Source organism: Xanthomonas sp. LMG 12460 (assembly GCF_009192895.1).
In the GTDB taxonomy this organism is placed as follows: domain Bacteria; phylum Pseudomonadota; class Gammaproteobacteria; order Xanthomonadales; family Xanthomonadaceae; genus Xanthomonas_A; species Xanthomonas_A sontii.
Window position 1 is genome coordinate 40,500 of the sequence record NZ_NKUH01000008.1, and the last position, 24,558, is coordinate 65,057.

A 24,558-nucleotide genomic window follows, 5' to 3' on the forward strand; every position below is an offset into this window, starting at 1 on the left:
CGTCGGACAAGAGGAGTGTAGAGCCGTGAAACTTGCTGCTTCTCGATTCGTGCGTCTGGCGTCCACGGTGTGCCTGTCGGCGGTTCTGATCCTGGCTACGCAGCATGCGCAGGCGGCTGCCGCGGCGGTCTGCACTGCCGGTCAATGGATCGCCAATCCCGGCGATACCGACATGCCGGCCGTCCGCTACGAAACCCAGCACTTCGCGTTCCGCTGGAAGGACGGACAAGCCGTGTCGCAGGACGATGTGACCTCCGCAGCCAAGGAGCTGGAGCTGATCTGGGACGACTACATGGGGCGCGTCGGGTTTCCCGAGCCTTACTGCAACACGGCAACGAAGTACAAGGTCAGCGTCCACCTGGACCACAGCTTCGGCCTGAACGGCGGTACTTCCGCCAGCGGCGGCATGGGCATGTGGATCAATCCGGACCAGCTGGGGTATCACTGGGGTCTGGCGCATGAATTGACCCATGGCTTGCAGGGCAGTACCGGCGGCTTGCGCGACTCGCCGTACGTCGGCTGGATCTGGGAATCGCATGCCAACTGGATGGCGCATCACTATTTCCACGACGACGTGCAGTGCTCGGAGATGTTGGTGAACTACCCGCATCTCTATCTTGGCTCGACCCGCGACCGCTACTGCAACTGGCAGTTCATGGAGTACCTCAAGGATCGCTTCGGTTACGCGATCATCAACGATCTGTGGGCCAAGGCGCCCAAACCCGGCGATTCCCGCCAGGCCGATGCCGATCCGTTCTCGATCATTCGCGACAATATGGGCTGGAGCCAGTCGCAGCTCAACGACGTGTTCGGCGACTGGGCCATGCACAACGTGCAGTGGGACTACACCGACCCGGACGGTCGCGACCATGGCGCCGTGATGCGCCAGCAGTACGGCAGCAATACCGCGTTCGATCCGGAAAACCCGGCCGATGAGACCAATCGCGATCGCGCACTGCGCCTGACCCAGCTGGATCCGGTGCAGGGCCAGACAGGCGTCTACCAGGTGCCGTTCGACTGGGCGCCGCAGCGGTGGGGCTACAACCTGGTCCGGCTGATTTCCACCGTGGGTGCGAATGCGGTCGTGGTGAAGTTCCATGGCAACGTGCAGCAGAAGTCGGCGGTCGACACGTTGCCGGGCCTGGTCAACGATCCCGAGACGATCGGTACGCCGGATTCGGATTGGCGCTGGGGCCTGGTCGCAATCGAGGCGAACGGCAAGCCGCGCTACAGCGCGTTGCAGCGAGGCGCCGATGCCGCGCTGTCGTTCCAGGTGCGCAGCGATGACAGCGACCTGTATCTGGTGGTGATGGGGACGCCGAGCAAGATGCAGAAGATCAAGTGGGATCAGTCCTACTATTCGGTCTACCGCTACCCGTGGAGCGTCACGCTGCAGAACGCGTATCCGTCGGGCCAGCAGCCCGGGGCGCCGACGCCGACGCGCGTGGGCGGCCGTCACCCCAACGGCGGTGGCTGGGTCGCCCAGAACGCGTATGTCGCGTCGACCGCCTATGTCGGCCCGCATGCGCGGGTGCTGGGTGGCAAGGTGCTGGGCGATGCGCGCATCGAGGATCATGCGACGATCCTGGGCGGGCAGGTGCAGGACGGCGCCGTGGTTGGCGGGTTGAGCTTGCTGCAGGACGGGGTGACGGTGAAGGATCGCGCCCGGTTGCATACGGTGTTCAAGCCGGCGGGGGCGTTCGGCGGGTTCACGCTGTCCGGTTCCGCGCAGTTGCGTGGCGACGTCGAACAACGCGGCGCGTCGGCCAGCAAGGGCGTGTTCTACGGCTACGTCGATGCGAATACGGTGACCAACCCCGATTATGGCGCCGACCTGACCGACGCGGTGCCAGAGGTCACGGCGAAGCCGCAATGATCGACCGGCAATGACTGCCAGGCGGTGTCGTGGCGGATGCACGGTGCATTCGCTGCGACACCACTGCGGTGTCGCGATCCCGGCATGACGCGACGCGTCGTGCAGGTGGCGCATGAGCCGCAGCGCATTGGCGTGTCGGCCGCGTTCGCCCACGCTGTCCGCAGGGGCCTGGTCGCCAGCGCCGGGTCGGCACGGTGATTCGGCAGAAATCCGCATCTGCACGCATCAGGGGGGACAAGACGCGCTGTCACCCGGATGACACAGTGACCATGGATCCGCTGGTCGTTGCCCTGCGGCGTCGGCGTCCCGACATCTCATACAGGAGCAGTCCATGCCTCGATGCGTTTCTTTCCCGCATGCCGCCTCGCACGCGGGAGGCCGGCGATGAGCGGGCAGGGCATGCATCGGCATGGCGCCGCCTGCGCGCACGCAGCTGCCGACGCGGCCGGCGCCGCGCTGGATCCCTCGCGACGCCGCTTCCTGCAATGGAGCGCACTGGCGGTGGCCGCCGGGCTGCTGCGCTTCCCACTGGACGCCGCCGCGTCCACCCCGGGCCGGGTGCAGGCGCTGCCCTTGCAGCAGGTCACGCTGAAACCCTCGCTGTTCCTGGACTCGTTGCAGACCAACCGCCGCTACCTGCTGGAACTGGAGCCGGACCGCCTGCTGCACAACTTCCTGCAGTACGCCGGCCTGCCGCCGAAGGGCGCGGTGTACGGCGGCTGGGAGGGCGACACCATCGCCGGCCACACGCTGGGCCACTACCTCAGCGCACTGGCGAAGATGCACGCGCAGACCCGCGATCCCGCACTGCGCGAGCGCATCGACTACATCGTCGCCGAACTGGCGCGCGCGCAGGCAAAGGACGCGGACGGCTACGTCGGCGGGCTCACCCGCAAGAACGACAACGGCGCCATCGACAGCGGCAAAGTGGTGTTCGAGGAAGTGCGCCGCGGCGTCATCAAGGGCAGCAAGTTCAATCTCAACGGTAGCTGGTCGCCGCTGTACACGGTGCACAAACTGTTCGCCGGATTGCTCGACGCGCAAGAACTGGCCGGCAACGCACAAGCGCTGCAGGTGCTGTTGCCGCTGGCCGGCTACCTCGCCGGTGTGTTCGACGCGCTCGACCACGCGCAGATGCAGACCCTGCTGGATACCGAGTTCGGCGGCCTCAACGAGTCCTACATCGAACTGGGCGCGCGCACCGGCGATGCGCGCTGGATCGCCATCGGCAAGCGCCTGCGCCACGAGAAGGTGATCGACCCGGCCGTGGCCGGGCGCGACGAACTGCCGCACATCCACGCCAACACCCAGGTGCCCAAGTTCATCGGCGAGGCGCGCCAGTTCGAGGTCGCCGGCGATGCCGATGCGGCCGCGGCGGCGCGCTTCTTCTGGGAGACGGTGACCGCGCACTACAGCTACGTGATCGGCGGCAATGCCGACCGCGAGTATTTCCAGGAGCCGGACACCATCGCCGCCTTCCTGACCGAGCAGACCTGCGAGCATTGCAACAGCTACAACATGCTCAAGCTGACCCGGCACCTGTACCAGTGGACGCCGCAGGCGCGCTACTTCGACTACTACGAGCGCACGCTGCACAACCACACCATGGCCGCGCAGCATCCGGCCACCGGCATGTTCACCTACATGACGCCGATGATCAGCGGCGGCGAGCGCGGTTTCTCCGACAAGTTCGATTCGTTCTGGTGCTGCGTCGGCAGCGGCATGGAAGCGCACGCGCAGTTCGGCGATGCGATCTACTGGCAGGACGCCACCTCGTTGTACGTGAATCTCTACATTCCCTCGCGGCTGGACTGGAGCGAGCGCGATCTGGCGCTGGAACTGGACAGCGGCGTGCCCGACAACGGCAAGGTGCGCCTGCAGGTACTGCGTGCCGGCGCACGCGCGCCGCGCCGGCTGCTGTTGCGGGTGCCCGCCTGGTGCGAGGGCCACTACACCCTGCGCGTGAACGGCAAGCCCGCGCGTGCGGCATTGGCCGATGGCTATCTGGCGCTGGAGCGCGACTGGCGCGCCGGCGACGTGATCGACCTGGACCTGGCCACGCCGCTGCGGCTGGAACACGCCGCCGGCGATGCGGACACGGTGGTGGTGATGCGCGGTCCGCTGGCGCTGGCCGCCGACCTGGGGCCGGTGAGTACGCCGTACGACGCGCCGGACCCGGCGCTGGTAGCCGCGGCCGATCCGCTGCGCGGCTTCGTCGAGCTGCCGCAGCCCGGCCATTTCCTGGCCAGCAGCACGCAACCGACGGGCCTGACCTTCGTCCCGTTCTACGCACAGTACGAGCGCCGCAGCGCGCTGTATTTCAAGCGTATGGATCCTGCGCAGTGGGCGCAGGAAGCGCAGCGGCGGGCGCGGCGCCAGGCCGAGCAGGACAAGCTGCGTGCGATCGCGGTGGACATGATCCAGTTCGGCGACGAGGCCTCCGAGCAGGCGCACCAGTTGCGCAGCGATACCTCCTTCGGTGGCGCCTACCGTCGGCAGCAGTGCCGCGACGTGCGCGGCAAGGGCTTCGTCGAGTTCCGCATGCGCGGCAGCGCGCAGCCGCTGGCGCTGCGCCTGCGCTTCTGGGGCAGCGACAAGGGGCGCTTCAACATCCTGATCAATGGCAAGCTGGCCGTGGAAGTGGCGGTGGAGCGCGGCCAGGTGATCGATTTCGTCGACCGCGATTACCCACTGCCGCCGGCGCTCACCCGGGATGCGCAGCCGTTGATCGTGCGCATCGAGCCGCAGCACGGCGACACCGCCGGCCCGCTGTTCGGCGGCTGGCTGATCCCGGCGTGACGCGGCATGGCGCGAATCGTTGCCATCGCCGCGCACGGTCGATTGCAGCGTGTGCCTGTCGTGGTCGTGTTCGCGCGACACCGCGCCATGCCGCGGCACGTTGCCACGTGCAGGCGTGGAGCCCCACATGACCATGCGTGATTCCGCATGCGAAACCGCGAATCGCGACAAGACGCGGCCATGCATCCACGGCACAGTGTGACCGCGTGATGAAAATCTGATCGCATCGTTGTACCGGCCATGGCGCCGGCGCGCGCCACCGGAGCGTCGCCGTCGTCGTCGGACGTCATCGCAGGAGCGGGGAGCCGCGCACGGCCGTGCGCGCAGGAGATCGGCCTCCCCGTTGTGCGCCAGGCCGTCGTGGTCCGGTGCAGGCACGCCACCGCAGGCGCCGCGCAGGCGCCACCGTCTTGCAGGTCCGTCCGTCGGCACAGCGCCGGCGTGGCAGCGTTCGGCCTGCGTTTCTGCACCGTTCCCGTCTCGCCATCGTTCAGGAGTTCGCCCATGTCGTTTTCGCAGCCACGCCCTTCCTTCCGCCATGCCGCAACGCCGCTGGCGCTGGCGGTCGCCACCGCCTTGTCGCTGGGCAGCGCGGCAGCGGCGCAGGCGCAGGAGGCGAGCGCCGACAGCGCCACCCAGACCCTGGACAGCATCGTGGTCACCGGCTCGCGCCTGCGCCGCGTCGATACCGAGACCGCCAATCCGGTGGTGACCATCAGCCGCGCGCAGATCGAAGCCACCGGCAAGGCGACGCTGGGCGATCTGGTGCAGGAACTGCCGTCGATCGCCGGCAACGCCACCAACCCCAATACCAACAACGGCGGCGGCACCGGCGCTTCGGTGATCTCGCTGCGCGGCCTCGGCGACAAGCGCACCCTGGTCCTGGTCAACGGCACGCGCCTGGCCAGCAACGACGTCAATGCGATCCCGGCGACCATGATCGAGCGGGTGGAAGTGCTCAGCGACGGCGCCTCGGCGGTGTACGGCTCGGACGCGATCGGCGGCGTGGTCAACTTCATCCTGCGCAAGGGCTTCGACGGTATCGAGGCCAGCGCCGACTTCGGCACCAGTTCGCGCAGCGACGGCAACCGCCGCAATTTCTCGCTGACCGCCGGCAAGACCGGCGAGCGCGGCAGCATCGTCGCCGGCCTGTCCTATCATGACATCGACCCGGTCTCGGCCGGCGCGCGCGCGTATTCCAAGGACGCGCTGTCGCTGATCGACGGGGTCGGGGTGAAGCAGGGTTCCTCGGCCACGCCGACCGGCAGCATCAGCTTCAACGACGGCTCGGCCGCGGCCAAGGCGCTGGCGGCCAGCAACGGCTGTTCGCGGGTCACCTTCAACGGTGGCAGCAGCAGCCCGACCAACGCCAGCCAGTACCACTGCTACGTCGCCTCCACCGATTCCTACAACTACCAGCCGTACAACCTGCTGCAGACCCCGCAGGAGCGCACCAACGCCTTCGTGCTCGGCAGCTACCGCTTCAGCGACCACCTGGAAGGCTACGTCAACACCTATTTCAGCAAGACCACCTCGTCCTCGATCATCGCGCCGATCCCGATCTTCGCCAACGGCGACAACTTCCTGGTCTCCTCCGCCAGCTACTACAACCCGTTCGGGGTCAACTTCGGCACCGACCGCAGCACCGGCACCTCGTACAACAACTTCAACACCCGCGCCACGGTGCTGGGCAACCGCCGTTACGAGTACAACACCTACAATTTCCAGATCAATCCGGGCCTGCGCGGCAGCTTCGGCGACAGTTCCTGGCAGTGGGATGCCAGCCTCAACTACGGCAAGGTCAAGCAGAAGTCGATCAACTACGGCTTTCTCGACTACGCCGGCTTCAACGCCGCGGTGGGGCCGTCGTTCCTTGCCGCCGACGGCACGGTCAAGTGCGGCAGCGCCGGCGCGCCGATCGCCGGCTGCACCCCGATCGACGTGTTCAACCTCAACGCCGCCAGCAACAAGGCCGCGCTGGAAGCGCTGGTGGTCAATCCGATCGTCACCAACGTCTATACGGTCAAGCAGTTCGAGGCCAACGCCAACGGCGAACTGTTCGCGCTGCCGGCCGGTACCGCGAGCCTGGCCGTGGGTGTCTCCTATCGCAAGGAAAGCACCAGTACCGCCGCCGATCCGCTGTGGACCGGCGACGAGAACGGCATGTGCGGCGTGCTCGAGTACTGCGCCTCGGTGCTCGGCGGCAGCTTCAGCGTCAAGGAAGCCTATGCCGAAGCGCTGTTCCCGCTGCTGGCCGGGCTGCCGGGCGTGCACTCGCTCAACCTGACCGTGGGCAGCCGCTTCTCCGACTACGACACCGTCGGCAGCAAGACCAACAGCAAGGTCTCGCTGGAGTACCGCCCGATCGAGAACCTGCTGCTGCGCGGGACCGCCTCGCAGGTGTTCCGCGCGCCCAACATCGGCGAGCTGTATGCCGGTGTGGCCGGCGACTCGCCGTCGGTCACCGACCCGTGCAATGGCTACACCGGCGGACATGCCGCGGCCTGCGCCAACGTGCCCACCGATGGCAGCTACCAGCAGGCCGACAACCAGGTCGGCGCCAAGGCCTCCGGCGCGGCAGTGGCCGGCTACCAGCTCAAGCCGGAGACCGGCATGTCCTACGACTTCGGCGTGGTCTACGACCCGGGCTGGGTCGAGGGCCTGTCGATGAGCGCGGACCTGTGGAAGATCAACCTCAAGGACACCATCACCCAGGTCTCGGCGCAGACCGTGCTCAACCAGTGCTACGCCAACGATGCCAGCGCGTTCTGCGCGCTGATCCACCGCAACGACAACGGCACCATCAACTACATCGCCGAGCCCACCGTGAACCTCGGCAAGCTGTGGGCCAGCGGCGCGGACTTCAGCCTCACCTATCGCCTGCCGGACACCGCCTGGGGCAACTTCAGCGCCGGCCTCAACGGCACCTACGTGATCCGCTACGACATCAACCCCGACACCACCGACGCCAGCACCGTCACCATCCACAACGCCGGCAAGTACACCTACGCCTACGGCAACTTCCCGCGCTGGCGCGCGCTGGGCACCTTGAACTGGAACCTGGGCGACTGGAGCGCGTCGTGGCGCATCCGCTACATCGGCCGCACCGAGATCGGCAGCGCCGATACCCGCCAGAGCCTGTCGGCCGATGCCGACCAGCCCGCCGTGGTCCGCGACATCGGCGCCTACGTCTACCACAGCGTGCAGGTGGGCTATCAGGTCAAGCCGTGGAACACCCGTTTCGAAGTGGGCGTGGACAACCTGGCCGACCGGCAGCCGCCGCTGTACTACGCCAACAACGTCACCAACGCCAACACCGACGTGGCCACCTACGATCTGCTCGGCCGCTACTACTGGGCGCGGGCGACGGTGAAGTTCTGAGGCGGAGCCTGGTTGCGAAGGCGAGTAGGTGACAGTGCCGTGGCGGGTGGAGCCCGCCGCGGTATGTTCGGCCAGGCGCGATTCCACCTGCTAGCGAGATTCCACGTCGGCGGTAATGCCATTCCTGCCCGCGGATCGTGCGGGCGGGGCGCTTGCTCACCCGCATCTGGCGCGCGCATGACACGAGCACACGATGCGCTGAAGCTCAATTGTAGAAGCGACTTTAGCTGCGACGCCTCACCAGTAATGCCGGTCGCGGCTGACGCCGCCTCTACGCGACAACGGCATGTCCCGCTGAGCCGCGTTGAAGCGCGTTACCAATAGTCTCCTTCAGTCGAGCAAGGCCAGCAGATCCTGATGCAGAGCCTGCGGAATCCGCACGCCTTCGCTGCGGCTGCGTTCCCGCGCCTGGTAACGGCGTTGCGACGGCAGGCGTGCCCCGGTGGCCTCGTAGGCCGCAAAAAATGCTTCCGCACGGGCCAGGTGTGCGGCGCGGTCGGCGCCAAGAAAGCGCGCCGGATCCAGGGCCAGAATCAGTTCGCCATGGTAGGGCGAAGCGCCGGCGCCAGCGTCGTGCGCCAGCGATTCGGCGCTGGTGAGGTCGCCGATCAACGGCCCGGCGATCAGTTCGATCATCGCGGATAGCGCGGACCCCTTGTGCCCACCGAAGGTCAGCATCGCACCGCCGTCGGCGACTGCGGCTGGATCGGTGGTCGGCGCGCCCGCCGCGTCCACCCCCCAGCCTTCGGGAATCGACTGGCCGGCGCGCCGGCGCAGCTCGATCTCGCCGCGCGCCACCGCGCTGGTGGCGAAATCGAACACGAACGGCGGCGCGTCCACGCGCGGCCAGCCGAACGCCAGCGGGTTGGTGCCCAGCAGCGGCGTGCGGCCGCCGGCCGGGGTCACCCAGGCATGACTGGGGTTGCAGATCAGCGCGACCAAGCCAGCGTCGGTGATGCGTTCGACCTCCGGCCATAGCGCAGAGAAATGCACGCAATGGTTGATCGCCAGCGCCGCCAGGCCATTGGCACGGGTCTTCTCGATCAACAGCGGCAGCCCACGCTCGAACGCCAGCAGCGAGAACCCGCCGCGTGCATCGACCCGCACGATGCCGGGCGCATGATCGTGCACGGCAGGCGCGGCATCGCCCACCACCTTGCCGTTGCGCAGCGTCGCCACGCAGCCGAGCGTCCGGTACAACCCGTGCGACGCGCAGCCGTCGCGTTCGCCGGCGACGATGGTGTGGGTGAGCGCCTGCACGTGCGCCGGGCTGAAGCCGGCGTGGGTCAGGATGCGTTCGACCAGGGTGGTGGCCTGGTCCAGGGACAGGGGGATAGTGTCGCTGGCTTTCATCGAAGAAGACGGTCCGGAAATGTCATGGATTCTCGCGCTCACGGCGCTTCGTGAGAAGCCTGGGAGCGTCATGCAATCTCGAAGTTCTATCTACGTCGGCCGGTGCCGTGCACAGCGTCGCCTCGCTCCGAGGCACTGTAATGATCGATCACTCAGGATTCTTCAAAAAACAAAGCCGGCGTATGCCGGCTTCGTTCTTTTCGCAATCACATGTCTCAGGCCTACACCGACAACTCCAACAACAGCTTGTTGAGCCGCCGCACATACGCCGCCGGATCCTTCAGGCTGTCGCCCGCCGCCAACGCCGCTTGGTCGAACAGCACCTTGGCCAGGTCGCCGAAGCGCTCGCCATCGGCTTCCGCGTCCAGCTTCTCGATCAGCGGATGCGCCGGGTTGAACTCGAACACCGGCTTGCTCTCCGGCAGCTTCTGGCCGCTGGCTTCCAGGATCTGCCGCATCTGCAGGCCCAGGTCGCCCTGGCCGATGGCCAGGATCGCCGGCGAGTCGGTCAGGCGGTGCGAGACGCGCACCTCGGAGACCTCGTCCTTCAATACGTTCTGGATGCGCTCGACCAGGCCCTGCTTGGCCTTGGCGGCTTCTTCCTTGGCCTGCTTCTCTTCCTCGCTGTCGAGCTTGCCCAGGTCCAGGTCGCCGCGCGCCACGTCGACGAAGGACTTGCCGTCGAACTCGGTGAGGTAGCTCATCAGCCACTCGTCGATGCGGTCGGTGAGCAGCAGCACTTCGATGCCCTTCTTGCGGAACACTTCCAGGTGCGGGCTGTCCTTGATCTGCGCGTAGCTCTCGCCGGTCAGGTAGTACAGCTTGTCCTGGCCTTCCTGCATCCGCGCCACATAGTCGGCCAGCGAGACGTTCTGCGCGCCGTCGCTGCCGTGGGTGGAGGCGAAGCGCAGCAGGCCGGCGATCTTCTCGCGGTTGCCGAAGTCCTCGGCCGGGCCTTCCTTCAGCACCTGGCCGAAGTTCTTCCACACGCCCTGGTAGCGCTCGGCGTCGTCCTTGGCCAGCTTCTCCAGCATGTCCAGGGCACGCTTGGTCAGCGCCGACTTCATCGAGTCGATCACCGGGCCGGACTGCAGGATCTCGCGCGAGACGTTCAGCGGCAGGTCGCTGGAATCGACGATGCCCTTGATGAAGCGCAGGTACAGCGGCAGGAACTGCTCGGCCTGGTCCATGATGAAGACGCGCTGCACGTACAGCTTGAGCCCGCGCGAGGCGTCGCGCTGGTACAGGTCGAACGGCGCGCGGCCGGGCACGTACAGCAGCGAGGTGTACTCCAGCTTGCCTTCGACCTTGTTGTGGCTCCACGCCACCGGGTTCTCGTGGTCGTGGGCGATGTGCTTGTACAGCTCTTGGTATTCCTCGTCCTTGATCTCGGTGCGCGGGCGCGTCCACAGCGCGCTGGCGCGGTTGACGGTTTCCCATTCCGGGGACTCGGGCTTGTCCTTGTCCTCGCCGTAGTGTTCCTTGTGAAACTCGATCGGCAGGGCGATGTGGTCGGAATACTTGCGCACGATGCCGCGCAGCTTCCAGCCGTCGGCGAAGTCCTTCTCGTCGGCCTTCAGGTGCAGCACGATGCGGGTGCCACGTTCGGCCTTCTCGATGGTGGCGACCTCGAACTCGCCTTCGCCGCGCGAGGACCAGTGCACGCCTTCGCTGGCCGGCAGCCCGGCGCGGCGGCTGTACACGTCGACCTGGTCGGCGACGATGAAGGCGCTGTAGAAGCCCACGCCGAACTGGCCGATCAGGTGCGAATCCTTCTTCTGGTCGCCGGACAGGTGCTTGAGGAACTCGGAGGTGCCGGACTTGGCGATGGTGCCCAGGTGCGCCACGATCTCCTCGCGGCTCATGCCGATGCCGTTGTCGTCGATGGTGACGGTGCCGGCCTCCTTGTCGAAGCCGATGCGGATGCGCAGTTGCGCATCGCCGTCCAGCAGCTCCGGCTTGACCAGCGCCTCGAAGCGCAGCTTGTCGGCGGCGTCGGAGGCATTGGAGATCAGTTCGCGCAGGAAGATCTCCTTGTTGGAATACAGCGAATGGATCATCAGCTGCAGCAGCTGCTTGACCTCGGTCTGAAAGCCCAGGGTTTCTTTTTGGGTTTCCACGCTCATCGGTAGGTGCTCCATGAAGGATGGGCGGCCGCGCGGAGGAGGGCACGGCTCTGCCGGCCGACATGGTGGCGGCTGCGGCCGGCTTCAAGCGCTGGGCTGCGCATACGCGCGACACCGCGCTGGTCTATGATCCGGACCCCGTTTCCGCGCCCGCCGCCCATGCCGTTCCTGCATTCCCCGTCCCGCCTGTCCCGGCCCCTGCGAGGCCGCCGATGAGCCGTCCCGGCGGCGGCCAGGTGCGGATCATCGGCGGGCGCTGGCGCAACACGCGGCTGCCGGTGCCGGACCTGGCCGGGCTGCGCCCGACCTCCGACCGGGTCCGCGAGACCCTGTTCAACTGGCTGCAGCCGGTGCTGCCCGGGGCGCGGGTGCTGGACCTGTTCGCCGGCAGCGGCGCGCTGGGGCTGGAGGCGGTGTCGCGCGGCGCGGCCGCTGCGGTGCTGGTCGAGCGCGATTTAGGCCAGGCGGCGCAGTTACGTGCCACGGTCGCGCGGCTGCAGGCGCAGGACCAGGTGCAGGTGGTGCAGGGCGATGCGCTGCGCTGGCTGGCCGAGGCGCCGGCCGAGGCCCTGGCGGACATCGCCTTCGTCGACCCGCCGTTCGCCGCCGGGCTGTGGGACGCGGTGCTGCAGCGCCTGCCGGCGCGGCTGGCGGCCGATGCCTGGCTATACCTCGAGTCGCCGGCCGGGCAGGCGCCCGCAGTGCCGGCGCCCTGGGCGCTGTACCGCGAGGGCGGCAGCCGCGAGGTGCGCGCTGCCCTGTACCGGCGCACCGCTGCTACACTTCCCGGCGACCTTCACGCGGTACCCGACGCATGACCGTGGCCCATAGCCGCATCGCCGTCTATCCCGGCACCTTCGATCCGATCACCAACGGCCATATCGATCTGGTCAACCGTGCGGCGCCGCTGTTCGAGCAGGTGATCGTGGGCGTGGCGCAGAGCCCGTCCAAGGGGCCGACCCTACCGCTGGACCTGCGCGTGTCGCTGGCCCGCGAGGCGCTGGCCGGGCACCGCAACGTGGAAGTGCTGGGCTTCGACACCCTGTTGGCGCACTTCGTGCGCTCGGTCGGCGGCGGCGTGCTGCTGCGCGGTCTGCGCGCGGTGTCGGATTTCGAATACGAGTTCCAGATGGCGAGCATGAACCGGCATCTGATCCCGGAGGTGGAGACGCTGTTCCTCACCCCGGCCGAGCAACACAGCTTCATTTCGTCCTCGTTGGTGCGCGAGATCGCGCGCCTGGGCGGGGACGTCTCCGGCTTCGTGCCGCCGTCGGTGGTGCAGGCGCTGGTCCAGGCCCGCCAGGCCGCCGCGCAGCGCTGAGCCGACCACCATTCACTGACGACACAGAGGGAGCCGTTCCATGAACACCACCGCACGCGCGTTGCTGATCGCTTCGCTGGCCCTGGGCTTCACCGCCTGCAAGAAGGAAGAGGCCGCCAAGCCGGCCGCCGACGCGCAGCCCGCGCTGACCGCCCCGGCCAAGGACGACGATGCCGGCTGGAAGAAGTACCTGCAGGAAGTGGCGATCCAGAACATGGGCAACGTCACCAACAGCCCGTTCCTGTATTACCTGCCGCCGGAATCGGATCCGGAGTTCCAGGCCAAGTACGAGCGCCAGGTCGAAAGCGCCACCACCGCCATCGGCCGCGGCATCCAGCCGGGCAACATGCTGGCGTTCGGCTCCTCGGCCTCGGCCAAGATGGCCGACCTGATCGCCGCCGCGTTCGCCAAGGTCGAGGCCAACAGCATGAAGGGCGTGCGCGTGGTCTACATCGGCGCCCCGGCCGACAACGCCCGCGTCGAAGCCGTGGTCAAGCCGACCGGCGCCGACTACATCTTCGTCGAAGCCAAGTAAGCCCCGTGCGGACCGGCGCGCCGATGCGCGCCGGTTCCGCCATCCCGCGCCGCCCGCAACGGGCGGTTGCGCTGCGCAGTTCTGCTGCGTGCCGCGCCACATCGCGGTAGTTGCCCAAGCCGCCTTGCGCTGCATTGCAGCGTTCCGCTCCCCGGCGCCGCCTTCGCAGGGCCGTCCCGTCCCGATCCGGTAAACTGCCCGGGTCAGTGCCGAAGTGCGCCACATGTCCCTCAAGATCAACGAGCTCTGCGTCAACTGCGACGTCTGCGAGCCGGCCTGCCCGAATCAGGCCATCGCCATGGGCGAGACGATCTACGTGATCGACCCCGCCCGCTGTACCGAATGCGTCGGCCATTTCGACGAGCCGCAGTGCGTGGTGGTGTGCCCGGTGGAGTGCATCGACCCCGACCCGGCCATCCCGGAGACCCACGCCCAGTTGCTGGCCAAGCTGCAGCGCCTGCAGCGCGACCACCCCGAGTTGTACCCACAGGAGCCCCCCGCCGCATGAGAAGCCTCGTCCGCCGTGTCCTGCTGCTCGCCCTGGTCCTGACGCCGTCGGCGTGGGCCGAGGCGCCGGTCGCCGAGGCGACCGCCACCGCCCCGGCCGCGCATCCGCCCGGCGCCGCGATCGCCAGTGGCCATCGCCTGGCCACCGAGGCCGGCCTGCAGATCCTGCGCGAGGGCGGCAACGCCTTCGACGCCGCGGTGGCGGTGTCCTCGACGCTGTCGGTGGTCGAACCGATCAGCTCCGGCCTCGGCGGCGGCGGCTTCTTCCTGCTGCACGACGCGAAGACCGGCAAGGACGTGATGCTGGATGCGCGCGAGACCGCGCCGGAATCGGCGACGCCGGCCGCGTTCCTGGACGCCAAGGGCGAGCTGGACCGCGATCGCTCGATCAACGGCCCGTGGTCGGCCGGCATTCCGGGGCTGCCGGCGGCGCTGGTGGAACTGGCGACCAAGCACGGCCGGCTGCCGCTGCGGCAGTCGCTGGCGCCGGCGATCCGCATCGCCCGCGATGGCTTCCCGGTCTACGCGCGCATGGCCGAGGGCTACCAGTCGCGGCGCAAGGTGATGGAGCGCTATCCCGGCACCCGCGAGGTCTACCTGCGCAACGGCCGGCCGATCGCGGTGGGCGACGTGTTCAAGCAGCCGGAACTGGCCAACACGCTGCAACTGCTGGCCGACAAGGGCTTCGACGGTTTCTACCGCGGCGCCACCGCCAAGAAGCTGCTGGCCGGCGTGAAGCAGGCCGGCGGGCGCTGGACCGCGGAGGAACTGGCCGGCTACACGGTCAAGGAACGCACCCCGATCCGCTTCGACTACAAGGGCTGGACCATCACCACCGCGCCGCCGCCGTCCTCCGGCGGCATCGCCCTGGCCAGCATGCTGCAGATCCTGGAGGGCTACGACCTCAAGACCATGGACTCGGTGCACCGCGTACACCTGACCGTGGAGGCGATGCGCCGCGCCTACCGCGACCGCACCTTCTTCCTGGGCGATCCGGATTTCACCCACGTGCCGCAGCGCATCCTGCTCAGCAAGGACTATGCGGTGGGCCTGCGCTCGACGATCAACCCGGACAAGGCCACGCCCAGCGACCTGCTGTCGGGCCAGCCGACCCCGCTGGAAGACGACGAGACCACGCATTTCTCGATCATCGACGGCGAAGGCAACCGCGTCGGCGCCACCCAGACGGTCAACCTGCTGTACGGCTCCGGGCTGATCCCCAAGGGCACCGGCGTGCTGCTCAACAACGAGATGGACGATTTCGCGCTGCGTCCGGGCACGCCCAACGCCTTCGGGGTGATGGGCTACGCGGCCAACGCGCCCAAGCCGGGCAAGCGCCCGCTCAGCTCGATGTCGCCCACCTTCATGGAGAACGCGGACAAGGCGATCGTGCTCGGCACCCCGGGCGGCAGCCGCATCATCACCATGGTGCTGCTCGGCATCCTCGGCTACGACGACGGCCTCACGGCGCAGCAGGTCGCCGCGCTGCCGCGCTACCACCACCAGTGGCTGCCGGACGTGATCGAGGCCGAGACCGGCACCTTCGACGCGGACACCGCGAAGGGCCTGGAAGCGATGGGGCACACGCTCAAGCTGCCTGGCGACACGGCCGAGGACGGCCACGGCTCCAGCCACGTCTGGGGCAACCTGCAGACCGTGGAATGGGACAAGCGCCGCAACGTGCTCAGCGGCGGCAGCGACCCGCGCAACGAAGTCGGCAGTGCCGAAGTGCTGCAGACCGCGCCGGCGCCCTGACGCCCACGTTTGCGAATCCCCAATCCCGACTCCCGAATCCCCGCCCATGAAACTCTGGTCCATCCAAGGCAACTCGCAGAAACTCGACGGCGGCGCGATGTTCGGCAACGCGCCCAAGGCGATGTGGCAGCAGTGGGCCGCGCCCGACGACGGCAACCGCATCGCGCTGGCCTGCCGCGCGCTGCTGGCCAGCCCGCTGGCCGGCAAGACCGTGCTGTTCGAGACCGGGATCGGCGCGTTCTTCCCGCCGGCGCTGCGCGAGCGCTACGGCGTGCAGGAGGCGCGCCACGTGCTGCTGGATTCGCTGCAGGACGCCGGCTTCGCCCATACCGACATCGACGTGGTGGTGCTGAGCCACCTGCATTTCGATCATGCCGGCGGGCTGCTGGCCGCGTACCGCGAGGGCGCCGCGCCGGAACTGCTGTTCCCCAATGCGCAGTTCCTGGTCGGCGCGGCGCACTGGCAGCGCGCGCTGCAGCCGCATCCGCGCGACCGCGCCAGCTTCATCCCGGAACTGCCCGGCCTGCTCGAGGCCAGTGGTCGCCTGGAACTGGTCGACGGCGGCTATTCGCGCGCGCTCGGCGAGGCGGTACGGTTCCGTTTCAGCGACGGCCACACGCCGGGACTGATGCTGGCCGAGATCGTCGGCCCCGGCCACGGCGAGGATGGCCAGGCGCACGGCGGTGTGGCGTTCTGCGCCGACCTGATCCCGGGCCGCTCCTGGGTGCACGTGCCGATCACCATGGGCTACGACCGCAACGCCGAGCTGCTGATCGACGAGAAGCGCGCATTCCTGGAAGACGCGCTGGTCCGCGACGTGCGCCTGTTCTTCACCCACGATCCGGACTGCGCATTGGCCCAGTTGCAGCGCGATGCCAAGGGCCGTTTCGTCACCGCGCACGAACTGCCGGCGCTGCAGGCCCGCGCACTGGCCGCCTGAGCCCGGCGTTGCGGTTTACCAGCGCAGGGCGGCGTGTGTCGGCGCGCCGGTAGCAGTGCCGCCCAGCGCCACCGAAAACCCGATCGTGGTGATGCCGTCGCGGTGCTGCGCGAACACGCGTCCGCCGTGCATGGTCGCCACCGCCTTGACGATGGCCAATCCCAGGCCGTGGCTTTCGCGGCTGTTGGCGCGGGCGGCGTCGCCGCGGTAGAAGCGATCGAACAGGCGCTGCAGATGCTCCGGCGCCAGCGCCACGCTGGGGTTGGAGAAGGCGATCAGTGCTTCGCCGCCGCGCTGTGCGATCTCCACCACGATCGGCGCGTGACCGGCCGAGTGCTGGATGGCGTTGTGCAGCAGGTTGGACAGCGCGCGCCGCAGCAGCGACTTCTCCACCGGTGCCACCACGTCGCCGCGCACCTCCACCTGCAGGCCGGCCTCGTCCAGCAGCACCTCGAAGAACTCCACGGTCTTGCCGACTTCCTCGGCCAGCGACGCGTCCTCGCACTGGCGCGCGCGCTGGCCCTGTTCGGCGCGGGCCAGGAACAGCATGTCGGCGACGATCGCGCGCAGCCGCTCCAGTTCCTCCAGGTTCGACTGCAGCACCTGGCGCAACTGCTCGGCATCGCGATGGCGGGTCAGCGCCACCTGGGTCTGGCCGATCAGGCTGGCCAGTGGCGTGCGCAGTTCGTGGGCGACGTCGGCATTGAAGCTTTCCTGCTGCGCATAGGCCGCATCGAGCCGGTCGAAGGCCGCGTTCAGCGAGGCGCCCAGGTCCTCCAGTTCGCGCGGCAGCCGCGGCAGGTCCAGGCGCCGCCGGTCGTGCGGGCCGATGCGCTGGGCGTCGGCCGACAGCCGTTGCACCGGGCGCAGGCCGAGCTTGGCGGTCCAGTACCCCAGCGCGCCGACCAGCGCGGTGCCGGCCAGCGTCACCAGCGCCAGGGCGATGTCGAAGCGACGCCGGGTCAGCGCGAACGGCGCGCTGTCCATCGCCGCGATCAGTTGTACCGGCGGGCGCACCGGCGTGGCCGGCAGCGCCTGGCCGATGGCCTGCCATGCCTGCGGATGCGCATCGGCGATGCCCAGCGCCTGCGGATCGTCGATACGCACCAGCCCGCTATGGCCGCGCGTGGCCTGCGCCATCGCCTCGGCGCCGCGCCCGTAGCGGAGCGCCGGATCGGCGCTCCACAGCCAGAAGCGCAGGTCCGGCGCGCTGGAAAGGCTGGCCAGGCGGGTGCGTGCGTGTGCGGCCAGATCCGGCGAGCGGCTGTTGACCAGCATGTACTGCACCGCGTCCATGCGTGAGCGCAGTTCCTCGCGCTGGTGGCGGCGCAGTTCGTGCTCCAGCACCTGGTGCAGCACCAGCCCGATCAGGGCGAAGCCGAGCAGCGCGGTGGCCGCGAACAGGCCGGCCAGGCGCAGCGCGATCGAGGGCCGCGCCGGCGCGCTCACCCGGCCGCGTCCTCGCGTTCTTCCAGCACGTAGCCCATGCCGCGCACGGTGTGCAGCAGCGGGGCGTCGAACGGCACGTCGATCTTGGCGCGCAGGCGCTTGATCGCCACTTCCACCACGTTGGTGTTGCTGTCGAAGTTCATGTCCCAGACCATCTCGGCGATCGCGGTCTTGGACAGGATCTCGCCCTGGTGCCGGGCCAGGGCCGCCAGCAGCGCGAACTCCTTGGCGGTCAGGTCCAGCCGCTGCCGCCCGCGCACGGCCTTGCGGCTGATCATGTCGATCTGCAGGTCGCCCACGCGCAGCAGGGTGCTTTCCTGGGCGCGTCCGCGCCGCGCCAGCACCTGCAGGCGCGCCAGCAGTTCGATGAAGGAGAACGGCTTGATCAGGTAGTCGTCGGCGCCCTCGCGCAGGCCCTTGACCCGGTCCTCCACGCTGTCGCGCGCGGTCAGCATGATCACCGGCGTGGTCTTGACCGAACGCAGCGAGCGCAGGATGGCGAAGCCGTCCAGGCCCGGCAGCATCGCGTCGAGCACGATCACGTCGAAGTCGTAGTGCAGGGCCAGGTGCTGGCCGTCGATACCGTCGTAGGCCACGTCGACCGTGCAGCCCTGTTCGCTCAGCCCCTGCTGCAGGTAGTCGGCGGTCTTGCGCTCGTCCTCGACGATCAGCACCTTCACGGCTGCAGCGCCTCCGGCGCGGCGATGCGGGCACGCCGCGCCTGGCGCCGCCGCAGGTACCAGCCGTGCAGGCGGTCCAGGTACAGGTACACGATCGGCGTGCTGAACAGGGTCAGCAGTTGCGACAGCAGCAGCCCGCCGACCATCGCATAGCCCAGTGGCCGCCGCAGTTCCGAACCGGCGCCGTGGCTGAGCATCAGCGGCAGGCCGCCGAGCAGGGCGCACAGGGTGGTCATCATGATCGGCCGGAAGCGCATCAGGCAGGCCTCGAAGATCGCATCGCGCGAGGACAGCCCGCGCTGGCGTTCGGCATGCAGGGCGAAGTCCACCATCATGATCCCGTTCTTCTTGACGATGCCGATCAGCAGGATGATGCCGATCATCGCGATGACGCTCAAGTCGTAGCCGCCGGCCATCAGGATCAGCAGCGCGCCGACGCCGGCCGAGGGCAGGGTGGAGAGGATGGTCAGCGGGTGGATGTAGCTCTCGTAGAGCAGGCCGAGCACGATGTAGACCGCGATCAACGCCGCCAGGATCAGGTACGGCTGGGTGCGCAGCGAGGCGCTGAACGCCTGCGCCGTGCCCTGGAAGCTGCCGCTGAGCGTGGCCGGCACCCGCAGCTGCGCCTGGGCCTGCTGGATCGCGTCCACCGCATCGCCCAGTGCCGCGCCCGGCGTCAGGTTGAAGGAGATGGTCACCGCCGGGAACTGGCCCTGGTGGCTCACCGACAGGTAGCCGGTCTTGCTGGTGTCGAGCGTGGCGAAGGTGGACAGCGGCACCTGCTTGCCGGTCAGCGGCGAGGTCAGGTACAGCCGCTGGAACAGCGACGGATCGCCCTGCAGCGCCGGCGTCACTTCCAGCACCACGTGGTAGCTGTTGAGCTGGGTGAAGTACTGCGCGACCTGGCGCTGGCCGATGGCGTCGTTGATGGTCGCGTCGATCTGCTGCGGGGTGATGCCGAAGCTGGCCGCGCGCTGGCGGTCGATGGTCAGGCTGGCGATCGGCGCGGCGTTCTGCTGGTCCGAGGCGACGTCGGTCAGTTGCGGCAGCGCCCGGAACGCCTTCAGCAGCTTGGGCGCCCAGGTGTTGAGCTTGTCGAGCTTGGCGTCGGTCAGGGTGTATTGGTACTGGGTGCGGGCCAGGCGGCCGCCGACATTGATGTCCTGCCCGGCCTGCATGAACAGGGTGACGCCCTGCACGTGCGCCAGGCGCTTGCGCAACCGCGCGATCACCTGGTCGGCGCTGGCGGTGCGGCCTGCGTCCTTGGGTTTGAGCGCGATCGAGAAGGTGCCGGAGTTGAAGGTGCTGGCGCCGGTCTGCATGCCGAAGGACAGCACGTCCGGATCGCGGCGGATGATGTCGGCCAGTTGCAGCATGCGCGTGCGCATCGCCGCCGAGGACGAGTCCTGCGCCGAATCGGCGGTGCCGGAGATGAAGCCGGTGTCCTGCTGCGGGAAGAAGCCCTTGGGCATCACCACGAACAGCGCCACGCTGGTGGCCACGGTCAGCAGGAAGCTGGCCAGGGTCAGCCGCGGGTGCCGCAGCACCGTCTCCAGGCCGCGCCGGTAGGCCGCCAGCAGCGCGTCGAAGCCGCGCTCGAACGCGCGCGCCAGGCGCCCCTGCGCCTGCTCGGCGTGTGGCTTGAGCAGGCGCGCGCACAGCATCGGGGTCAGGGTCAGCGACACCAGCAGCGACACCAGGATGGTCAGGCTCACGGTCACCGCGAACTCGCGGAACAGCCGGCCGACGATGCCGCCCATCAGCAGCAGCGGGATGAACACCGCCACCAGCGACACCGAGATCGAGACCAGGGTGAAGCCGATCTCGGCCGCACCCTGCAACGCTGCCTGCAACGGCGCCATGCCGTCCTCGATGTGCCGGTAGATGTTCTCCAGCATCACGATGGCATCGTCCACCACGAAGCCGACGGCGATGGTCAGGCCCATCAGCGACAGGTTGTCCAGGCTGTAGCCGAGCACGTACATCAGCGCGGCGGTGCCGAGGATCGCCAGCGGCACGGTCAGGCTCGGGATCAGGGTGACCACCGCGCTGCGCAGGAACACGAAGATCACCGCCACCACCAGCACGATCGACAGCAGCAGGGTGAACTCCACGTCCTTGACCGAGGCGCGGATGTTCTGCGTGCGGTCGGCGAGGATCTTGACGCTCACGCTGGGCGGGATCGACGCCATCAGCCTGGGCAGCGCGGCCTTGACCTGGTCCACCGTGTCGATGACGTTGGCGCCGGGCTGCTTGGTGATGGCGATCATGATCGCGCGGCCATCGACGATGCCGCTGTCGGCCGGCGCGGCGGCACCGGCGAAGCCCCACGCGGCGATCTTGGCGTTCTCCGGCCCGTCCACCGCGGTGCCGACGTCGCGCACGCGGATCGGCGCGCCGTTGCGCCAGGCCAGCACCGCGTCGTTCCAGGCCTGGCTCTGCAGCAGTTGATCGTTGGTGGAGACAGTGAAGGCCTGGCGCGCGCCATCGATCGAGCCGGTGGCCGCGTTCACCGTGGTGGTGGCGATCACCGAGCGGATGTCCTCCAGGCTCAGGCCAAGCGCCGCCAGCTTGGCCGGATCCACCTGCACGCGCACCGCCGGCTTCTGCGCACCGTACAGGTTGACCAGGCCCACCCCGGAGATGCGCGAGATCTGCTGCGCGAGCACGTTGTCGGCGTAGTCGTTGACCTGGGTCAGCGGCAACACCCGCGACTGCACCGCCAGGATCAGCGACGCCGATTCGGCCGGGTTGATCTTGCGGAAGCTCGGTGCGCTCGGCAGCCCGCTCGGCAACTGCCCGGACGCGGCGTTGATCGCGGTCTGCACATCGAGCGCGGCGGCGTCGATGTTGCGGTCCAGGTCGAACTGCAGCGTCACCTGGGTCGAGCCGAGCGCGCTGGTCGAGGTCATCTGGCTCAGGCCCGGGATCAGCGACAGCTGCCGCTCCAGTGGCTGCGCCACGTTCGAGGCCATGGTCTGCGGGCTGGCGCCGGGCAGGCTCGCCGAAACCTGGATGGTGGGGAAATCGACCTGCGGCAACGGCGCCACCGGCAGCAGCGGCCAGGCCACCAGGCCCAGCAACAGCAGCGCCATGGCCAGCAGCGAGGTGCCGATCGGGCGTTTGATGAAGGCCGCCGAGACGCTCACGCGTGCGCTCCCGCCGCGGCCGGTTTGGCGTGCCTGGCCGGCTTGGCCTCCACCACCTTCGCCCCCGGATGCAGCCGGTACTGCCCATCCACCACCACGCGCTGGCCGGCCTGCACGCCCTGGCCGATCACGCTCTCGCCATCGGCCTCGTCCAGCACCTGCACCGGTTGGTCGCGCACGCTGCCGTCGCTGCCGACCACGTACACGAACTCGCCGTCCTGGCTGCGCTGCACGGCCGCGCTCGGCACCACCAGCGCGCCGCTGCGCATGCCCAGGGTGATGCGCGCGTCCACCGTCTGCCCCGGCCACAGCGTGTGCCCGGAATTGGGGAAGTGCGCCTTCATCGCGATGGTGCCGGTGCTGGTGTCGATCTGGTTGTTGAGCAGGGCCAGCGTGCCGTGCGCCAGCACCTGTCCGCTGCCGTGGTCGACCGCGTCCACGCCCACGCTGGCCGGCGCGGCCTGCAGTGCGCGGTTGATCTGCTGGAAGGCGCTTTCGGGCAGAGTGAACTGCACCGCGATCGGGTCGATCTGGTTCAGCACCACCAGGCCGCCGGCATCGCTGGCGTGGACGATGTTGCCCGGATCCACCAGGCGCGCGCCGGCGCGGCCGTCGATCGGCGCGCGGATGGTGGTGAAGTCCAGTTGCACCCGTGCGTTGTCGATCGCCGCCGCATCGCTCTGCAGGGTGGCGCGCAGTTGGGTGACCAGGGCCTTCTGCGTGTCCAGGGTCTGGCGGGTGGTGGCGTTGTCCTGCAGCAGTTGCGTGTAGCGCTGCAGGTCGGCCTGCGCATTGCCCAACTGCGCCTTGTCCTTGGCCAGTTGCGCGGTGGCCGCGGCCAGTTGCGCCTGGTCGATGCGCGGATCCAGCCGCGCCAGCACCTGCCCGGCCTTGACGTCCTGGCCTTCGCTGAAGCCCACGTCGATCAGTTGCCCGTCGATGCGCGAGTGCACGGTCACCGAGGCGATCGGCAGCACCGTGCCGATTCCGGTCTGGCGGATCGGCACGTCCTTGCGCAGCACCGGCGCGCTGGTCACCGGCACCGGCGGCGTGGCCTTGGTCGGTGCATGGCGCGGGCGCAACCACACCGCCAGCAGCAGCGCGACCAGCACTGCGGCGGCGACGAATGGCCAGCGCCGCCGTGGCATGGCATGGCGCGGTGGCGGATCGGCAGGGCGGGTGGGCGCGGCGGTGGACATGGGCTACTCCGGGAGGACAGGAGCCGGCGTGGCGCCCGGCGAGGCGCCGCGCACGGCGGGGAGACGGGCGCTGTCCCAGTCGCCGCCCAGCGCGACCAGCAGCGCGACCTGGGCGCCGAACTGGCGCGCTTGCACTTGCAGCAACGTGCGTTGCGTGTCCAGCGCGTTGGCCTGGGCGGTGATCACGGCGCTGTACAGGGCGGTGCCGGCCCGGTACTGGTCCATCAGCACACGTTCGGCCTGCTGCGCGGCGTCGGCGGCGCTGCGTTGTTGCTGCTGTTCGCGCGCCAGTTCGCGCGTGGCGGCGAGCTGGTCCTCCACGCCCTGGAACGCGCTCAACACGGTCTGCCGGTAGCTGGCGGCCGCGGCATCGAACACGGCTTGCGCCTGCGCGCGCTGCGCGTGGCGGGCGCCGCCGTCGAACAGCGTGCCGGCCAGCGCTGCGCCCACCGCCCAGACCCGGTTCGGCACGCTCAGCAGCGAGGCCAGCCCGGCACCGTCGTAGCCACCGCTGGCGCTCAGCGACAGGGTCGGGAACCAGGCCGCCACGGCCATGCCGATGCCGGCGTTGGCCGCGGCCATGCGCCGTTCGGCGCCGGCGATGTCCGGGCGCCGCTGCAGCAGTACCGAGGGCAGCGCTTGCGGGGTTGGCGGCAGCGCCGGCAACGGTGCGTCGCTGGCCGCCAGCGAGAATTCGGCGGGGGTGTGGCCGAGCAGCACCGCCAGCGCGTGGTCCAGTTGCCGGCGCGACAGCGCCAGATCAGTCGATGCGGCTTCGGTGCTGTGCAGGGTGGCCTCGGCCGCGGCCACATCGGCGTCGCTGGCAACGCCGGCGCGCACACGGGCCTGGGTCAGCCGCAGCGCGTCGCGATAGCCGTCCAGGGTGCGCTGGTACAGCGCCAGGGTCTGGTCGTCGAAGCGCAGCTGCAGGTAATCGGCGACCACCGCGGCCTGCAGCGACAGCCGCGCCTGCGCCAGGTCGGCGGCGCTGGCCTGGGCGTTGTCGCCTGCCTGTTCGACGCTGCGTCGGACCTTGCCCCAGAAGTCTGGCTCCCAACTGGCGCTGAGCCCCAGCGTATCGGCGTCGCGCAGCCCCGGCTTGGGGGTGACGCTGCGCTCGCGCGTGGCCGCGGCCTGCACGCCCAGCGACGGCGCCTCGGCCGCCCGCGCGCTGCCGACCAGCGCCTGCGCCTGCCGATAGCGCGCCTCGGCCTGGCGCAGGGTCTGGTTGGCGCTGTCGGCCTGTTCGACCAGGGCGTCCAGCTGCGGATCGCCATAGCGGGTCCACCACGCCACCGCCGGGTCGGCGGCGGCCGGTGCGGCGGGCGTCCAGCGGCCGTCGGCCTCTTCGAACGGCTGCTGCGCGGCGACCGGCGGCGCCGGGCGCACGTAGTCCGGGCCGACCATGCAGCCGCCGAGCAGCAGCACACTCAGCAGCGGCACGAGCGGCACCAGGCGGCGGGAAACGGGCGGTGGGGGCAGGGCTGT

The 24,558-nt window shown here is 69.1% G+C and carries 16 protein-coding genes; 9 read left to right on the forward strand and 7 right to left on the reverse strand.

All coding sequences use genetic code 11. From position 1 onward, the window contains the following. Window positions 1-67 precede the first annotated feature (67 nt). The 3 genes from CEK66_RS01935 (at window position 68) to CEK66_RS01945 (ending at window position 8,056) form a co-directional block, all read left to right on the forward strand. Entirely contained in the window at window positions 68-1,876 is a 1,809-nt protein-coding gene (locus CEK66_RS01935; RefSeq protein WP_152235787.1) for an Svx/AvrXca family virulence/avirulence protein, read from the forward strand. 384 nt (window positions 1,877-2,260) lie between these two features. Beyond that, on the forward strand, window positions 2,261-4,675 hold the full coding sequence (locus CEK66_RS01940; protein WP_152235775.1) for a glycoside hydrolase family 127 protein: 2,415 nt from the start codon (window positions 2,261-2,263) through the stop codon (window positions 4,673-4,675). Between the two features lie 504 nt (window positions 4,676-5,179). Further along, window positions 5,180-8,056 carry a TonB-dependent receptor gene (locus CEK66_RS01945; protein WP_152235776.1) on the forward strand — a complete coding sequence of 959 codons (2,877 nt, stop codon included), beginning with the start codon at window positions 5,180-5,182 and terminating at the stop codon, window positions 8,054-8,056. Window positions 8,057-8,386: 330 nt separating this feature from the next. On the opposite strand, the gene CEK66_RS01950 is transcribed toward CEK66_RS01945, so the two are convergent. Next, complete coding sequence (locus CEK66_RS01950; RefSeq protein ID WP_152235777.1) at window positions 8,387-9,409, reverse strand: Ldh family oxidoreductase; 1,023 nt, start codon at window positions 9,407-9,409, stop codon at window positions 8,387-8,389. Between the two features lie 221 nt (window positions 9,410-9,630). Then, complete coding sequence (gene htpG / locus CEK66_RS01955; protein ID WP_152235778.1) at window positions 9,631-11,535, reverse strand: molecular chaperone HtpG; 1,905 nt, start codon at window positions 11,533-11,535, stop codon at window positions 9,631-9,633. Between the two features lie 212 nt (window positions 11,536-11,747). On the opposite strand from htpG, the gene rsmD reads away from it, so the two are divergent. The 6 genes from rsmD to CEK66_RS01985 all read left to right on the forward strand — a co-directional run bounded on the left by rsmD (window position 11,748) and on the right by CEK66_RS01985 (window position 16,593). Next, entirely contained in the window at window positions 11,748-12,353 is a 606-nt protein-coding gene (gene rsmD / locus CEK66_RS01960) for a 16S rRNA (guanine(966)-N(2))-methyltransferase RsmD (RefSeq protein WP_152235779.1), read from the forward strand. Further along, a complete protein-coding gene (gene coaD, locus CEK66_RS01965) occupies window positions 12,350-12,856 on the forward strand; it encodes a pantetheine-phosphate adenylyltransferase (protein ID WP_010342036.1) in 507 nt (168 codons plus the stop codon). The genes rsmD and coaD overlap by 4 nt, the downstream gene beginning before the upstream one ends. Window positions 12,857-12,896: 40 nt before the next feature. After that, on the forward strand, window positions 12,897-13,391 hold the full coding sequence (locus CEK66_RS01970) for a hypothetical protein (RefSeq protein WP_010342035.1): 495 nt from the start codon (window positions 12,897-12,899) through the stop codon (window positions 13,389-13,391). A 223-nt stretch (window positions 13,392-13,614) separates the two neighbouring features. Further along, window positions 13,615-13,899, forward strand: coding sequence for a YfhL family 4Fe-4S dicluster ferredoxin (locus tag CEK66_RS01975; RefSeq protein ID WP_017908325.1), 285 nt, complete (start codon window positions 13,615-13,617; stop codon window positions 13,897-13,899). Then, the gene (gene ggt, locus CEK66_RS01980; protein ID WP_152235780.1) at window positions 13,896-15,653 is read left to right on the forward strand and encodes a gamma-glutamyltransferase; all 1,758 of its coding nucleotides are present in this window, start codon (window positions 13,896-13,898) and stop codon (window positions 15,651-15,653) included. Before CEK66_RS01975 ends, ggt begins: the two co-directional genes overlap by 4 nt. Before the next feature lie 46 nt (window positions 15,654-15,699). Then, window positions 15,700-16,593: an MBL fold metallo-hydrolase gene (locus CEK66_RS01985; protein ID WP_152235781.1), complete on the forward strand. Its 894-nt coding sequence runs from the start codon at window positions 15,700-15,702 to the stop codon at window positions 16,591-16,593. 15 nt (window positions 16,594-16,608) lie between these two features. Here CEK66_RS01985 and CEK66_RS01990 read toward each other — a convergent pair whose 3' ends face one another. From CEK66_RS01990 to CEK66_RS02010, 5 genes are all read right to left on the reverse strand, one after another. Continuing rightward, window positions 16,609-18,042 carry a heavy metal sensor histidine kinase gene (locus CEK66_RS01990; RefSeq protein WP_152235782.1) on the reverse strand — a complete coding sequence of 478 codons (1,434 nt, stop codon included), beginning with the start codon at window positions 18,040-18,042 and terminating at the stop codon, window positions 16,609-16,611. Further along, window positions 18,039-18,722, reverse strand: a complete 684-nt coding sequence (locus CEK66_RS01995; RefSeq protein WP_152235783.1) for a heavy metal response regulator transcription factor — start codon at window positions 18,720-18,722, stop codon at window positions 18,039-18,041. Before CEK66_RS01995 ends, CEK66_RS01990 begins: the two co-directional genes overlap by 4 nt. Further along, window positions 18,719-21,871, reverse strand: coding sequence for an efflux RND transporter permease subunit (locus tag CEK66_RS02000; RefSeq protein WP_152235784.1), 3,153 nt, complete (start codon window positions 21,869-21,871; stop codon window positions 18,719-18,721). The genes CEK66_RS01995 and CEK66_RS02000 overlap by 4 nt, the downstream gene beginning before the upstream one ends. Then, window positions 21,868-23,070 (reverse strand): efflux RND transporter periplasmic adaptor subunit, encoded by a 1,203-nt coding sequence (locus tag CEK66_RS02005; protein WP_152235785.1) that lies wholly within the window; start codon window positions 23,068-23,070, stop codon window positions 21,868-21,870. The genes CEK66_RS02000 and CEK66_RS02005 overlap by 4 nt, the downstream gene beginning before the upstream one ends. A gap of 3 nt (window positions 23,071-23,073) precedes the next feature. Then, a partial coding sequence (locus tag CEK66_RS02010) for an efflux transporter outer membrane subunit (protein WP_226978465.1) occupies window positions 23,074-24,558 on the reverse strand: 1,485 nt, incomplete at its 5' end.

Excerpts from the sequence above, each read along its gene's own strand:
- CEK66_RS01940 (WP_152235775.1), top strand. The coding sequence starts at position 2,261 with ATGAGCGGGCAGGGCATGCATCGGCATGGCGCCGCCTGCGCGCACGCA.
- CEK66_RS01945 (WP_152235776.1), top strand. The coding sequence starts at position 5,180 with ATGTCGTTTTCGCAGCCACGCCCTTCCTTCCGCCATGCCGCAACGCCG.
- CEK66_RS01950 (WP_152235777.1), bottom strand. The coding sequence starts at position 9,409 with ATGAAAGCCAGCGACACTATCCCCCTGTCCCTGGACCAGGCCACCACC.
- htpG (WP_152235778.1), bottom strand. The coding sequence starts at position 11,535 with ATGAGCGTGGAAACCCAAAAAGAAACCCTGGGCTTTCAGACCGAGGTC.
- rsmD (WP_152235779.1), top strand. The coding sequence starts at position 11,748 with ATGAGCCGTCCCGGCGGCGGCCAGGTGCGGATCATCGGCGGGCGCTGG.
- coaD (WP_010342036.1), top strand. The coding sequence starts at position 12,350 with ATGACCGTGGCCCATAGCCGCATCGCCGTCTATCCCGGCACCTTCGAT.
- CEK66_RS01970 (WP_010342035.1), top strand. The coding sequence starts at position 12,897 with ATGAACACCACCGCACGCGCGTTGCTGATCGCTTCGCTGGCCCTGGGC.
- CEK66_RS01975 (WP_017908325.1), top strand. The coding sequence starts at position 13,615 with ATGTCCCTCAAGATCAACGAGCTCTGCGTCAACTGCGACGTCTGCGAG.
- ggt (WP_152235780.1), top strand. The coding sequence starts at position 13,896 with ATGAGAAGCCTCGTCCGCCGTGTCCTGCTGCTCGCCCTGGTCCTGACG.
- CEK66_RS01985 (WP_152235781.1), top strand. The coding sequence starts at position 15,700 with ATGAAACTCTGGTCCATCCAAGGCAACTCGCAGAAACTCGACGGCGGC.
- CEK66_RS02005 (WP_152235785.1), bottom strand. The coding sequence starts at position 23,070 with ATGTCCACCGCCGCGCCCACCCGCCCTGCCGATCCGCCACCGCGCCAT.